The 14,472-nt window shown below is 36.9% G+C and carries 11 protein-coding genes; 6 read left to right on the forward strand and 5 right to left on the reverse strand.

What is annotated here, in order from left to right; genetic code table 11:
• Window positions 1–73 precede the first annotated feature (73 nt).
• The 4 genes from C7D53_RS13950 to C7D53_RS13965 form a co-directional block, all read right to left on the reverse strand.
• Window positions 74–715 carry a 50S ribosomal protein L25/general stress protein Ctc gene (locus tag C7D53_RS13950; protein WP_106917048.1) on the reverse strand — a complete coding sequence of 214 codons (642 nt, stop codon included), beginning with the start codon at window positions 713–715 and terminating at the stop codon, window positions 74–76.
• 56 nt (window positions 716–771) lie between these two features.
• A complete protein-coding gene (locus C7D53_RS13955) occupies window positions 772–1,710 on the reverse strand; it encodes a ribose-phosphate pyrophosphokinase (protein ID WP_106917049.1) in 939 nt (312 codons plus the stop codon).
• Between the two features lie 84 nt (window positions 1,711–1,794).
• Window positions 1,795–3,342, reverse strand: coding sequence for an SGNH/GDSL hydrolase family protein (locus C7D53_RS13960; RefSeq protein WP_106917050.1), 1,548 nt, complete (start codon window positions 3,340–3,342; stop codon window positions 1,795–1,797).
• 11 nt (window positions 3,343–3,353) lie between these two features.
• Complete coding sequence (locus tag C7D53_RS13965; RefSeq protein ID WP_106917051.1) at window positions 3,354–4,595, reverse strand: OmpP1/FadL family transporter; 1,242 nt, start codon at window positions 4,593–4,595, stop codon at window positions 3,354–3,356.
• Between the two features lie 490 nt (window positions 4,596–5,085).
• Between C7D53_RS13965 and C7D53_RS13970 the strand changes: the two genes are divergently transcribed.
• From C7D53_RS13970 to C7D53_RS13990, 5 genes are all read left to right on the forward strand, one after another.
• On the forward strand, window positions 5,086–6,498 hold the full coding sequence (locus tag C7D53_RS13970) for a PSP1 domain-containing protein (RefSeq protein WP_106917052.1): 1,413 nt from the start codon (window positions 5,086–5,088) through the stop codon (window positions 6,496–6,498).
• Window positions 6,491–6,955, forward strand: coding sequence for a gliding motility lipoprotein GldH (locus tag C7D53_RS13975; protein ID WP_106917053.1), 465 nt, complete (start codon window positions 6,491–6,493; stop codon window positions 6,953–6,955). Before C7D53_RS13970 ends, C7D53_RS13975 begins: the two co-directional genes overlap by 8 nt.
• Before the next feature lie 6 nt (window positions 6,956–6,961).
• Window positions 6,962–9,340, forward strand: a complete 2,379-nt coding sequence (locus tag C7D53_RS13980; protein WP_106917054.1) for a transglycosylase domain-containing protein — start codon at window positions 6,962–6,964, stop codon at window positions 9,338–9,340.
• A 75-nt stretch (window positions 9,341–9,415) separates the two neighbouring features.
• The gene (locus C7D53_RS13985) at window positions 9,416–10,957 is read left to right on the forward strand and encodes a protein adenylyltransferase SelO (protein WP_106917055.1); all 1,542 of its coding nucleotides are present in this window, start codon (window positions 9,416–9,418) and stop codon (window positions 10,955–10,957) included.
• 73 nt (window positions 10,958–11,030) lie between these two features.
• Complete coding sequence (locus C7D53_RS13990) at window positions 11,031–12,308, forward strand: DUF6080 domain-containing protein (RefSeq protein ID WP_228422352.1); 1,278 nt, start codon at window positions 11,031–11,033, stop codon at window positions 12,306–12,308.
• A gap of 48 nt (window positions 12,309–12,356) precedes the next feature.
• Here C7D53_RS13990 and C7D53_RS13995 read toward each other — a convergent pair whose 3' ends face one another.
• Window positions 12,357–12,914 (reverse strand): SPOR domain-containing protein, encoded by a 558-nt coding sequence (locus tag C7D53_RS13995; protein WP_106917056.1) that lies wholly within the window; start codon window positions 12,912–12,914, stop codon window positions 12,357–12,359.
• 181 nt (window positions 12,915–13,095) lie between these two features.
• Here C7D53_RS13995 and C7D53_RS14000 point away from each other — a divergent pair, with 181 nt between their 5' ends.
• On the forward strand, window positions 13,096–14,454 hold the full coding sequence (locus C7D53_RS14000; protein ID WP_106917057.1) for a c-type cytochrome: 1,359 nt from the start codon (window positions 13,096–13,098) through the stop codon (window positions 14,452–14,454).
• The last annotated feature ends 18 nt before the right edge of the window (window positions 14,455–14,472 follow it).

Here is a 14,472-nt window from a genome sequence, read left to right on the forward strand (position 1 = left end):
GGCTAAAGAAAAGCCAACACAAAAAAACCTGCCAATAAATTGACAGGTTTTATATTGTTTAAATAAGCAATTCTTATTCTGCTGCAGTTTCTTCTGCTGGAGCTGCTCCTTCTTCAGTTGCAACTTCTTCTTCATCTTCATCATCCATAGCTGCTGCACCTCCTTTCATTGCATTTCTAGACATCTTAACAGCAACTACTACTGCATTGTCTGGGTGAACGAAAGAATATCCTGTAGTTTTGATACCACCGATGTAAAGTTTGTTACCGATTCTTAATGGAGTAACATCTACAACGATCTCGTCTGGCAAGTTAGCAGGAATAGCTTTTACTTTTAGTTTTCTGAAAGACTGACGTAAAACACCACCAGCTACAACACCTTTAGAACGTCCAGTGATTCTTACAGGAACTTCCATAACAACTGGCTTATCGTCAGATAATTGGAAGAAGTCTACGTGAAGAATTTTGTCAGTAATTGGGTGGAACTGAATATCTTGAAGAACTGCTGGAATTGTTTGACCATCAACTTCAATAGATACCGTGTGTGCTTCAGGAGTGTATACTAAACCTTTGAAAGCTTTCTCTTCTGCAGAGAAGTTCAATGGTGCACCACCTCCATAAACAACACAAGGAACTAATTCAGCATCACGTAAAGCTTTTGTAGACTTTTTGCCCACGCTTTCTCTTTTTGTACCTTGAATTGTAATAGATTTCATTTATAAAAAATTTAAAAAATTGTTCTAATTTTGTTTTGTAATTTGCTAAAAATCAATTAAATAACAAACTTACTGCTAATTGATCTGTGCTCATGAACCATGGTCATAACATCTGCAAATAACGGGGCGCAAGATAGCACTTTTATTTTAGATGACAAATTATTTTTGACAGGAATTGAGTCAGTTACAATAACTTCCAGAAGTTTTGAGTTCTCAATATTCTCATAAGCCTTTCCTGAAAGCACTCCGTGAGTAGCCATTGCTCTAACTGTTTTCGCTCCTTTCTCCATCAAGATATCCGCAGCTTTGCAAAGCGTTCCTGCAGTATCAATCATGTCATCAATAAGGATTACGTTTTTACCTGTTACATCTCCAATAAGGAACATCTCTTCTACAACGTTTGCCTTTTTTCTTTCCTTATAAGCAATTACTACCTCTGCACCTAGGTGACCTGCATAGTTTTTCGCTCTTTTTGCACCTCCCATATCCGGAGAAGCAATGGTAAGGCTGTCAAGATTTAAGGATTTGATATAATCAACAAAAATTGAAGAAGCATAAAGATGATCTACCGGAATTTCGAAGAATCCTTGAATCTGATCTGCGTGAAGATCCATTGTCATCACTCTTGTTGCTCCTGCTGCTGTAAGAAGGTTCGCAACTAACTTGGCACCGATCGGTGCTCTTGGTTTGTCTTTTCTGTCCTGTCTGGCAAGTCCGAAGTAAGGGATTACAACGGTAATGCTCTTTGCAGAAGCTCTTTTTGCTGCATCAATCATTAGAAGAAGTTCTAAAAGATTGTCTGCAGGCGGGAACGTAGATCCAATTAGAAAAACTCTTCCACCTCTTACAGATTCATCCAAAACAGGTTCAAATTCCCCGTCGCTGAACTCCTGAAAGTTGATTTTTCCTAATTCTTTCCCATAACTCTGGGCAATTTTCTCTGCCAAGTCCCTGCTGGTTCTTGTACAAAATAGATAACTTAACTGATCGGCCATTTTTACTTTTTAAAAGATTTTGCAAATTTAAAAAAAAACCACAAGATTTACTCCTGTGGTTTCTAGTTTTTATTTTATCAATTATTACGGCAGTGTAACTCCTGAGTATTGATTAGGGTTTACCTGTGGAAGTGACGATTTATAAGTTGCATTAATTGCATTAATAAATTCGTTGGCAATAATACCATATCCTCTACCTGTTAAATGCACTCCATCCAATGAGAATGCACCTCCGGAGACGAATTTGGCAGTATATTTCACTCCATCCCAAGAAATTCCTGAATTTCCTGACAATTCTTTTAATTTAGAGTTAGCATCTACAAAAGCATATCCTTTTGAAGTTGCCGCTGCTTTAATAGCTACGTTGTATGCATCAATTGCACTATTAATCTCATTAATTTCTGATGGTACCAATATATATTTGTCCGCAAACGGATAAGCAACCCCTCTTGCAGAAAGAGCTGCTGGCACTCCCGGCTCAGTTGATCCGATATCTGCTTTTGTAGTTAAAGGAACCAAGTCACCAGTTTTTGCCTGTCTCGCCTGTCCATAGGTATTTCCCAGATAAGTAGCCAAAGCTACCAAGGTAGGATTTCCAGAGGCAAGAGCTGCACCGGTAATTTGTGCTTTCAGGTCTGTTATAGATTCATCTTTAATTAATAATGGATTTCCTCCTGATTTAGAAAGTGGTTTTATTCTATCACCTGCTCCAAAATTTGTTAGGATCTGATTAAGTGGTCCGTAAAGGTTTTTATTTAAATCATCAATAATAGCCTCCCCTGCCGCAACGTTCCCTTTACCTAAAACAGCTGGTGTCAAAGGATTAGTAGGTATTGTTGTTAAAGCAGGAACGGTAGTCACACTCGGAATATTTGCAATAACTCCTTTAGCTTTTGTAGCCTCTATTTTAGCAATAAGCATGTCATAATATTGCTTAAACTGAGCAGGAGGTGTAAGTGTTTCCACAGAGCTATCTGCACCAGCTAAAGCATATAATAACGCATCATTATTACCGATCCATAAGGAGAAAAATGTAGGATTTTGTTTTGTAAAATCATCAATTACAGAAGTGGTAGGCGTTGTAGCAAATCTCACAAAATAAGGGTTTGCTGTTTTTGTTGCCACTCCCTGAACATTTCCGTATCCAGGAGCCAATAAGTGTGCTACTTTTGCACCAGGAACCCCAAGGTTATTGAAAGGTCCTGTCAAAACAGTATTTACAACTGTAGTTGCCACATTATTGTTAGCCATTTTCAAATCAGGCGCACCATCAATGAAACCATTCACAAAAAGTTTTGTATTTGCAATCTGCAGTGTAGCAGTTGGCGAAACAGCAAGAAGTAACCCTCCGTTATTGTCTGCCATTAATGGCTGTTTGAATTCTCCACCGCCCACTAATTTCATTTGTTGAGCAATCATTGATGGATAAGATTCATTTTGACCATCTATATAAAGAGCACCATCTCTGTATCCTGAAGTTAATGAATTCCCTAAAGCAACATACCTTGAGAAATCTGCATTACCTTTTGATGCCTGCATATCTCTTACATCAGTATCGAAATCAGTCTTACAACTTGTTACCGTACAAAGAAGTGCAGAAACTGCTATCGTTGATATTATAATTTTTTTCATAGTCTTTTAAATTAAAAAGGGTTATAAGATAAACCTAGACCAAAATAGAATGCTGTTGCTTTAGATTGCCCATAGAATCCAAGGCTGGCATTGGTTACATCTCTGTATTGCGGCATTGCGTATCCACCGGCAAGATCAATTCCGAATTGCTTTAACTTAAATCCAACACCACCAGTGATTACGTAAGTATCATATGAAGGAGTTTCCGGAATGAAGTTATCATCAGAATAAGGAGATTCATCGTAATATGCTCCTAAACGTCCATAAATCATATCAGTGAATGCATATTGAGTACCCAATCTGAATGTTTTTGAATTTTTGAAATTCTTCGGATTCACAAGAACTGTTGGGTCTGCGGGATTATTGGTAGCCAAAGGTGCTTTTTCAAAATCCAGTGTAAGCTTGCTGTATCTTTCCCATCCGTGATAGTTAAAGTCTGCTGAAATCAACCATTTTGGAGTTATTTTATACGTCAAACCGATTGTATATTCTTCCACTAGCGGAAGAGTTGCAGAGAATTTATCCTGCCCTGCCCCATCCAGATTTAATAAAGCGTATGGGGTTTTGGATGGAAACTTGAATGTAGCTGTTCCATTTTTAGCTTTCATGTCTATTGCTGAACGGTAAGCAATACTTACATCCAATTTTGGATCAGGTCTGAAATAGAAACCGAACCCATATCCGTGTCCGCTTGCATTATCGTCATTAATATTAACCTGTCCGTTAAACTGTGTTACAGCCTTATCCCAGTCAACTTTTCCTTTTGCATAGATATAACTTGCACCAAAAGCCAACCAAGGAGCTAACTTCACGGAAACCATTGGCTGGAAATAGAAACTCTTCAGTTCCATTTTCTGAACCATCTCTTTACCTTCCCAGTTATCCGGCCATTGAATGGTACTTCCAAAAGGAGTGGTAACACTAAGACCTACGGAAAGGTTTTCTATTGGTTTATAAGTAATCGCTGCATAGAAAGGTGTCCCAATAGGATTATCTGTTTCTGTGCTCTGTAATGTATTTAAGTTCTGAAAAGTAACTTTATTACTTGCACCAAACCCTCCTGCCACTACACTCAGCCTGGTAGGGATAAATGACATACCCGCTGGGTTAAAAAATGTCACACTCGCATCTTCGGCATGAGCACTAGTATGCGCCATTGCCAATTGTTTTACCCCTTGCAAAGAAACTCTAAAGCCTCCTGCGTAAGATAGAACGCCCGCCAATAAAGCAGTTGATACTAATATTTTTTTCATAGACTATTATTATATAAGTCAAATATAAAATTATTTTGAATACAACTGTTAACATTTCCCAATATTTTAAACAATACACCAAAAGAAAACTATGTTTAAAATAGCATTCTAGACATAACACGCCTCAAAACCATAGTTTATAAGGACTTAATTAAAATATTAAATTAATATTAAAACATTGTTTAACATTAAACAATTGTTTAACAAAAGGAAAGTTATAGGTTTAAACAGAATTAGAGAAGAGAAAAAAGAATACAATTGCTGGAAATGTTAATTTTAATAATTCACTCATTATAAAAGTTATTAAATTTTCATCACCATCAAAAAAAGCTACCATCCAAAACCCTTTGTAGCTCTATTCTTTCAGTTCCCAGCTTCTTTTCCTTGTTAAAATATAGAAATGTTTTATCTGAATTCAGGTTATTTAAGTATTTTAGAATTGCATAAAGATAAAAATACATAAATTTGCAAGATTATAAATAATAGTAATATGAGTTGTGGATGTAAAACATCCGGCGATTCTGCACATTCTTGCGGCCCTAAAAAGACCGCAACTGGTTGTGAAAGTGTAAATACCTGCGGGAATAGTTATAAATTAAGTGTTTTTGACTGGCTTTCTAACATCAACAATCCTACATCAAATAGGTGTGATTTTGTGGAAGTTAGGTTTAAAAATGACAGGAAATCGTTTTATAAAAATGTAAATAATATTCCTTTACATATAGGTAGCGTAGTTACAGTAGAATCTAGTCCGGGACACGATGTAGGCGTAGTAAGCCTTACGGGAGAATTAGTAAAAATTCAGATGAAAAAGAAAAAGTTTTCTGAAGAATTGGCACTTAAAATATACAGACAGGCCAACCAAAAGGATCTTGAGGTATGGCAGGAAGCAAGAAAAAAAGAAGACGGCGTAAAGCTTGAGGCAAGAAAAATTGCTCAAAGATTAGGCCTTGAAATGAAAGTTACTGATGTAGAATATCAGGGTGATTCTTCAAAGATCACATTTTATTACACTGCAGACAACAGGATAGATTTCAGGCAGTTAATTAAAGACTATGCCGGATCTTTCAGAACCAAGATTGACATGAAACAGATCGGGTTCAGACAAGAAGCTGCAAAAGTAGGCGGAATTGGCTCTTGCGGACGTGAACTTTGCTGTTCAACATGGCTTACAGACTTCAGATCTGTAAACACCAACGTAGCCAGATACCAACAGCTGAGCATTAATCCTCAAAAACTTGCAGGACAATGTGGTAAGCTTAAATGTTGTCTAAACTATGAACTGGACAGTTATTTGGATGCATTAAGCAACTTCCCATCTTCTTCAACGACTCTGGATACGGAAAAAGGAAGAGCTTTCTGTATTAAAATAGATGTTTTCAAAAAGAAAATGTGGTTTGCCTATGTGGATCACTCCATTGCATGGTATGATTTTGATATCGATCTTGTTAAAAAACTGATTTCAAAGAATAAAAGAGGTGAAAAAATCCTTCCTTTAGAAGATTTGAAACAACCTGAAACATCCGTTCAAACTATTGATTTGATTCAGGAAAACAGTGTAGATCGTTTCGAAAAGAAAAACAGAAACAATAGAAACAACAGGAGCAACCAGAACCAGAATAAGCCAAGCAACAATCAAGGACAAGGACCACAAGGACAGAAGAAAAGCAGACCTGAGAGACAAGAAAGACCTGAAAGATCTGATAAACCTGAAAGAACCGAAAATCCTAATGCAAATTCCGGAAATCAGCCCAGACAACAAAAACCACAGCCTCAACAAAAGGCTCCAGTGGAAAAAGTAAAATCTGAGACCACTCCGAATGCTGAGCAAAACCCGCAAAGCAACCCAAACAAGAAAAAATTTAAAAAGAAATATCCTCCAAAAAAAGATAAAAATGCGTAAAATTTTAGGATTATTTTCCCTTATCCTTTTCTTTAGCTGCAGCTCTCCTTCGGGGGAAAACACTATCATGAATTCCGTTGACAACAAATGGAATAAGAAAAGTGAGCAAAAATTTAATCTTGAAATTTCAGATCCGCAGAATCCTAAAAATATTATATTTGTCGTAAGAAACAACAACAATTACCCTTACAGTAATATAAGGTTTATTGTGAATTTCACCAATCTACAGAACAAAAAAAAGGAAACTGATACCTTAAATTATGTTCTGGCAAAACCAAACGGAGAATGGCTTGGTACAGGCTTTGGTGACACAAAGGAAACATTGTTTCAGTATAAATTAAATTACAAGTTTCCAGGAAAGGGAAAATATCAAATCGGTCTTACACAGGCGATGAGAAATGATAACCTACCGGGAATTGAGGACATTGGGATAAAAATAGAAACGGCTAAACCGTAACCATAAATGGAAGAAAACAATAAAAATGCAGGAAACAGAGGGAAAACTTTTCCTCTACCTCCTAAAAAAAAGAAAGATACCTCTTGGAAAAAATGGGTCTCATTTATTTGGATTGGACTCATTGCGGTAGTTTTAGGAATTTCAGGGCTTTTCTTTGCTGTTTCCCAAGGTTTTCTTGGAGAAATGCCAGATGTAAAAGAGCTTGAAAACCCGGACATCTTTGTCGCTTCTGAAATTATTTCCTCAGATGGGGTAACACTAGGTAAGTTTGAAAAAGAAAAAACACAACCTATTGTTTATAAGGATCTTCCTCCTTATCTTATCTACGCCCTGCAAGCCAAAGAAGATGAGCGTTTCAAGGAACACTCAGGAATTGACTTATACTCTATTGCCAGAGCTGTTGCCTATGGAGGTGGACGTGGAGGTGGTTCTACCATTACTCAACAGTTAGCCAAGCTTCTTTTCACAGGAAATGCTTCTCAAAATAAAGTTGAGAGAGCTTTCCAGAAATTAAAAGAATGGGTAGTAGCAGTAAGTCTTGAAAAGAGATATACCAAGGAAGAAATCATTACGCTTTACTTTAACAAATTTGACTTCCTTTTCAACGCTAATGGTGTTGAAATGGCTTCCAGAGTATATTTTAACAAGAAAACATCAGAGCTTACATTGCCTGAGGCAGCTACTTTTGTGGCAATGCTTGAAAACCCACGGAAAAACAATCCTTACAGATATCCTGAAAGAGCAAAAGAAAGAAGAAATGTTGTATTGGATCAAATGCAGAAAACAGGGTATATTAATGAAGAAACCTACCAAAAGGCAATCAATACTCCTGTAGAAGTAGATTTCCATCCTATTAAAAGTATTACAGACGGATATTCTGCTTACTATAAATTCTATCTGAGAAAAGAGATTGACAAGTATCTTGAAACTCATGAAAAAGAAACAGGAAAGAAACTAAATCTTTATAAAGACGGATTAAAAATCTACGTTACTCTTGATTCTAAAATGCAAAAGTATGCAGAAGAGGCTATCAAGGAACACTTAACTGATCTTCAGAAAAGATTTGATGCAGAGCAAAGAGGAAGAAAAAACAGACCTTTCTACTACCTTAATGATAAACAAATTAAGGATGTGATGCTTCAGGCCATGAAAAGAACAGGAAGATACAAGCTTCTAAAAGCAGACGGAATGCCAGAAGATTCAATCATGATGGAATTCAAGAAGCCTATCAAAACTTCAAGATTTACTTGGAATGGAGAAGAAGAGGTGGAAATGTCACCTTGGGATTCTATCAGATATCACAAGCAAATTGCACAGGCCGGGCTAATGTCTATGGTTCCAGGAACTGGAGAAATCAAGGCGTGGGTAGGTGGTATCGATTGGCAGCACTTCCAGTATGACCACATCAAGCAAGGGAAGAGACAGGTAGGATCTACATTCAAGCCTTTCGTATATGCAACTGCTATTATGAAACTTGGAATGACGCCTTGCTCTACAGTTTCTAACGGAACTTATGATCATAACGGATGGCATGTACCGGGAAGAGGAGGAATGCTTACCTTAAAAGATGGTTTAGCACACTCTCAAAACCCGATTGCTGCAAGACTTATCGAAATGACAGGAGTAGACGCTGTTATCCAAACCGCCAGAGACCTTGGAGTTACAGAAGACATTCCTAGAAACAATACCATTGCCCTGGGTTCATCAGATATTACCATCTATGAAATGCTAGGTGCCTATAGTACTTTCGCCAACTATGGTAACCACAATAAACCAGAAATGATCTGGAGAATTGAAGATGCCAATGGTAGAGTAATTAAAGAGGTGAATGTAGAACCTAAAGAAGTAATGAATCCATTATACGCCTACACCATGATCGAATTGATGAAAGGTGTTGCACAATATGGTACTGCATCTGGAGAACTTGGAAGAAGAGGAATCTCAAAAGCAGTTGAAATTGCTGCCAAAACAGGTACTACACAGAACAACTCCGATGGTTGGTTTATGGGAATTACACCAAAATTAGCAACAGGAGCCTGGGTTGGATGGGAAGACAGAGCAACCCACTTCTTTGGAACAGGAGAAGGTCAAGGTGCAAGAATGGCATTACCAATATGGGCGATCTTCATGAAGAAAGTATGGGCGGATAAGAGTCTAGGTGTTACCCCTGATGATAAATTCATCAAGCCTTCAGACTGGAAAGACGGATGCTCAAACCTTAAGGGGCTAAGTGGAGGATACGGTGATGACGGAAGTCTTCAGACCATTGACGAGATCAAGAATCCGAGACCGGCAGATCCTACCCCTAAGAAACCTACAGAAAAGAAAGAAGAAAACATCAATGAAAATCTCCACTCCAATGATGAGGTAGATTTTAATAAATAATTTCTCTTTTAGAAATACATAAGACCTTTCAATAATTTGAAAGGTCTTTTCTTTTATAATTAATACCTTTGGTGCATGAATATCGAACATATCAGACAACCTTTTATCAAGAAATTCCCCGGAGATTTCTCTAACAACACAATGCAGAGAAATACTCCTAAGGTTCTATTTTCAACCATCAAGCCTGCAGGTTTTGATCATCCTCAATTAATAGCCTTTAATAATGTTCTTTCAGAAGAAATAGGATTAGGAAAATTCGAAGAGAAAAACCTGGATTTTCTGGTTGGAAATGATCTCCCAGAAAATGTTCAAACCTATGCTACCGCTTATGCAGGACATCAGTTTGGAAACTGGGCGGGACAACTGGGAGACGGAAGAGCTATTCTTGCCGGTGAAATCATTAATGATTCCGGAAAAAAAACAGAAATACAATGGAAAGGAGCTGGTGCAACTCCCTACTCCAGACATGCAGACGGAAGAGCTGTGTTGAGATCTTCTGTACGGGAATATCTGATGAGTGAAGCAATGTATCACTTAGGAGTTCCAACAACAAGAGCATTAAGTTTAGCTTTCACAGGAGAAGATGTTGTTCGTGATATGATGTATAATGGCAACCCGCAACTGGAAAAAGGGGCTGCTGTCATAAGAACAGCCGAAAGCTTCCTTCGTTTTGGTCATTTTGAATTAATGTCTGCCCAGCAGGAATATAAAACACTACAAGATCTTTTAGATTTTACCATCGAAAATTATTTTCCTGAAATAACATCTTCGGACAATCAAAAATATAAAGACTTTTTTGAGAACATCTGTACCCGAACGGCCAATCTTATGGTTGAATGGTTCCGCGTCGGATTTGTACATGGGGTAATGAATACAGACAATATGTCGATTTTAGGTTTAACCATCGACTACGGTCCTTATTCCATGATGGATGAATATGATTTGAATTTCACTCCAAATACAACAGATCTTCCGGGAAGAAGATATGCCTTTGGTAAGCAGGGGCAGATCTCTCAATGGAACCTATGGCAGCTTGCCAATGCGCTGCATCCAATGATTAAGGATGAAAAGTTTTTAGAAGATACCTTGAATAAATATGGTACCTATTTCTGGGAAGCCCATGATACAATGCTTTGCAGAAAGTTCGGATTTGATGAACTTAAAAAAGAGGATGAAGAATTTTTCACCAATTGGCAAGGGTTAATGCAGGAACTTGAGCTTGATTACACCTTATTTTTTAATCAACTGGAAAAAATAACAGCAGATCTAGACCTAAAAGAACATTTTAGTAAGGTTTCCTACACCTTTTTGAATGAAGAAAAGCTTGAAAAACTTAAAAACTTCATTGAAAATTATGAATCTCGATTAAAATTCAACTCAATTTCAAGAGAAGATTCCAAGAAATTGATGGAAAAATCCAATCCAAAGTTCACCCTTAGAAACTATCTGCTCTACGAATGTATTGAAGAGATCAGCAGCGGCAAGACTGAAATGCTGGAAAAACTTACCAAAGCTCTTGAAAATCCATATGAGGAAATATTTCCTGAGTTTTCTGCCAAAAGACCATCCGGCTATGATGACACCACGGGATGCTCTACTCTTTCCTGCAGTTCTTAGTTAGAATAACAATATTTACAAAACCACCTACTTTGGTGGTTTTTTATTTTACTTTTGCAGAAAAATAAGACACGTGTCTATTATCAAAACAAAATTCATCAATTTTCTAAGGCTGGTTTTTCCATCCTCATATACAGAACTTGCAGTTTTCCTATTTTTCATTATCTGCTACGGAATTCTGGGATCATATATAGCAATCCACTACAGAATCATCTTCGATAGCAGAATTCCATGGGATGCTTACTTCAGTTTTGACAATAAATCCATATTAATGACAGGAGGCAGCTTTGAAAGACACCCTCTATCCTATTATTTTTTCAACTGGGTCAGGGAATTTTCATTATTTGTTTCCGGTGGAAAAATGGATATGACTTTCAGGCTTACACTGGCTTGGTTAAGCAATATTATCATTACCCTGAATGTGGTTCAGATTTTTAAATATCTGAAGAATATCATCAGACTTCCGCTCACATTCAGCATTTTGATTACATTTTTCTTTGGAGTATTTTCTACAAATATTATTTTATCCTTTACACCAGAGAACTTCACCTATACCCTATTTTTGCTTTCTCTTTACAATTATTATGCAGCCATAAAACTTAAAAAAGAAGAAAAAACGCCAGCTGCAGCTCTGTCATTGGCAGCAATTACTATCGGTGGACTTACTATTACCAACATTGTAAAGGTTTTTATCCCGATATTCTTTGAAAAAAATCTGTTCAGGGATTGGAAAAAATTAGGAAATGCTTTCTTAAGAGGAATAATTGCTCTGGTAATCTATATTCTCCTTTATCTCAACAGGATCGATTTTAAATATCAAAACATTTTTTCAAAAACCAATCAACAGTATGAAAAATTTTCCAACGTGGAGTCTATGCCCACTTGGGATATGATCATGTCTTTCTTTTTTGGAGGAAATATTTTGTTTCCGGGCTTTATAATTTCAGACAAACATAACATGAAAGGCTTTGATTTTAAAGCCTTGTATATGGATCTTTATTCATCTCCATTTTCCTATGCTTTTATTGCCGTATTATTGATACTGATAAGTTGGAGTTATCTTAAGAATTTCAAAAATAAATGGGTGCAAATAATTGCCCTTTCATTTCTCTTTGATATCTTCATCCATTGCCTAATGAGATTTGGGCTTCACACTTCCTACATCTACGGCGGACACTTCGTTTTCGTGTATCCTCTGCTTATTGGCTGGTTGTTTTACGCTTACAGATCTTCCCCTAAAACAACCTCATTTTTAACCCTTACGGTTAGCCTATTATTCACTTATCTTATCATGAATAACTTGTTCAGAATGTCAGAGTTTTTCTGGTTCCTGGAAACCTATTATAAATAAAAAAAGCCGAGAAAACCCTCAGCTTTTTTATCTATATCTTTTTAAGTTCTATTTAGCTTCCGAACAGAAAATTCTATACTGTACAGCAACAGCAGATTTGAAGTATTCTCTTATTTTTGAAAGGTCACCGGCAGCACTTTGCTTGGTAAAATAACTTCCAGCTAAGATCTTGTAGTTAGGTCTTAAAGAAGCATCCGTTTCCACTTTCAGGTTAGGAAATCTCTTTCTGAAATAAGACTTCACCTCATTAGCCTCTTCATTGCTTTTCACTGTTGTAATCTGAATTTTATAACCTAAAATTCGAGGATTTTTCTTACAAATTTCAGCATTTGTCAATTCCCTATTCGGTACATAAATCTTTGGAGGTTTTGTACTGATGCCTGTAGAAATATTACCATCATTATTATTGTAATCCTTAGTCGGATTATTAACGGCAACTTTTGAACATTTGCCTTCAATTCCTTCCAAGGCTGCATTTATTTTGGAATCCATAGTAATGACAAGCTCTGTTCCCGAAAGCGTATCTTTTTTAACAACCTGCTGTGCTTCAATACTATAAAAACCAAATAATGATAATATCGAAAATATTTTAATCAAATTTCTCATTTAAACTTGTTTGCGCAAATTTATACAAATTAAAAAACTATACCAAACCAGTTATTTAGAATCAATACAAATTAAACGTAAATGATATTTTCCCCTTTCCTTATGCCGTTAAATTTCTGTTAAAAATATTATTTTTGCGGAATTGATATGTTCAATAATTTACTAACATAAGATAATTTAAATGATTAGTTGGAGAAAGCATTATAAAAAAACGTTGATCGCAATAGGCTTATTGCTATCAACCAGTGCTTCATTTTACGGGCAAGACGGCGATCCTAAAAACGGAGAGAAACTTTTCAAAGCGAATTGTACTGCATGTCACGCACTGGACAAACAAGTTATAGGACCACCACTAAAAGGGGTTGTAGAGCGAGTAAAGACAGAGGGTGGTGTAGACAAAGATTGGCTTCACAAGTGGATCAAAGACAACAAAGCTCTTAGAGCTTCGGGGGATAAATACGCCAATGAGATTTTTGAAAAGTTTAACAAGACTGAAATGCAGGTCTTTCCAAATCTTACAGATAAGGATATTGACGACATTTTAGCTTTCACAACTAATCCACCAGCTCCGGAAGAGAAAAAGACGGAAGCAACTCCTGCAGCTGGCGCTGAAGCGGCAGCTCCTGCAGACAAAAGCACAACAAACATTGTAATCATTTCCCTTTTAGCCATCGCTGGTTTATTAGTTTGGATTTTGGTGAAACTAAGACAATTAGTGAAGCTAGGCCAATCTGACGAACTATCCGGGCTTAACGAAACGAGAGTTCGTTCGTTTAAGGAAATGTATGAGAAGTTCCACTATGTAGGAAAAGGATTAATAGCTATTCTTGCTATTCTTGCTGCTTACGGAGTATGGAACTGGTTAATGTGGATCGGGGTTTACAAAGGGTACAAACCTGAGCAGCCTATCTACTTCTCTCACAAAATCCACGCTGGAGAACAGAAAATTGACTGTCAATTATGTCACTCTAGTGCTAAATATGGAAAAGTATCTGAGATTCCTTCTATGAACGTTTGTATGAACTGTCACAGAACAATTTCTGAATACAACGCAGATCACTACATGGAGCCAGGAAAAGATAAGGCATTCTATGATGGAGAAATCCAGAAGATCTACGCAGCAACAGGTTGGGATCCTGCTAAACAACAGTATACAGGAAAAACACAACCGGTTGAATGGACAAGAATCCACAACATGCCAGACTTCGTTTACTTCAACCACTCTCAGCACGTAGTAGCAGGTGAACAAGCGATCATCAATTCTTTCAACAAAAAGAATCCTAACAACAAAATTGATGTTGTATGTAAGGCTTGTCACGGAAAAATTGATACAATGAATGTTGTTCAAATGGCTAATGACTTTACGATGGGATGGTGTATCGAGTGTCACAGAACGACTGAAATCGATATGAACAACGGTTATAATAAAGAGTACTTCAAGAATCTACATGACAAGTTGAAAAAACAATATCCACAAGATGGAGGTAAGATCACTGTAGATGCAATTGGAGGTCTTGAGTGTGGTAAATGTCATTATTAATAACTAAAAAATTAGAAG

The sequence above is a fragment of the Chryseobacterium aurantiacum genome (assembly GCF_003020585.1).
GTDB classification, from domain to species: domain Bacteria; phylum Bacteroidota; class Bacteroidia; order Flavobacteriales; family Weeksellaceae; genus Chryseobacterium; species Chryseobacterium aurantiacum.

Bases quoted from the DNA above. Each gene is read 5' to 3' on its own strand.
- C7D53_RS13955 (WP_106917049.1), bottom strand. From the start codon at position 1,710: ATGGCCGATCAGTTAAGTTATCTATTTTGTACAAGAACCAGCAGGGAC.
- C7D53_RS13985 (WP_106917055.1), top strand. From the start codon at position 9,416: ATGAATATCGAACATATCAGACAACCTTTTATCAAGAAATTCCCCGGA.
- C7D53_RS13950 (WP_106917048.1), bottom strand. From the start codon at position 715: ATGAAATCTATTACAATTCAAGGTACAAAAAGAGAAAGCGTGGGCAAA.
- C7D53_RS14000 (WP_106917057.1), top strand. From the start codon at position 13,096: ATGATTAGTTGGAGAAAGCATTATAAAAAAACGTTGATCGCAATAGGC.
- C7D53_RS13970 (WP_106917052.1), top strand. From the start codon at position 5,086: ATGAGTTGTGGATGTAAAACATCCGGCGATTCTGCACATTCTTGCGGC.
- C7D53_RS13980 (WP_106917054.1), top strand. From the start codon at position 6,962: ATGGAAGAAAACAATAAAAATGCAGGAAACAGAGGGAAAACTTTTCCT.
- C7D53_RS13975 (WP_106917053.1), top strand. From the start codon at position 6,491: ATGCGTAAAATTTTAGGATTATTTTCCCTTATCCTTTTCTTTAGCTGC.
- C7D53_RS13995 (WP_106917056.1), bottom strand. From the start codon at position 12,914: ATGAGAAATTTGATTAAAATATTTTCGATATTATCATTATTTGGTTTT.
- C7D53_RS13965 (WP_106917051.1), bottom strand. From the start codon at position 4,595: ATGAAAAAAATATTAGTATCAACTGCTTTATTGGCGGGCGTTCTATCT.
- C7D53_RS13960 (WP_106917050.1), bottom strand. From the start codon at position 3,342: ATGAAAAAAATTATAATATCAACGATAGCAGTTTCTGCACTTCTTTGT.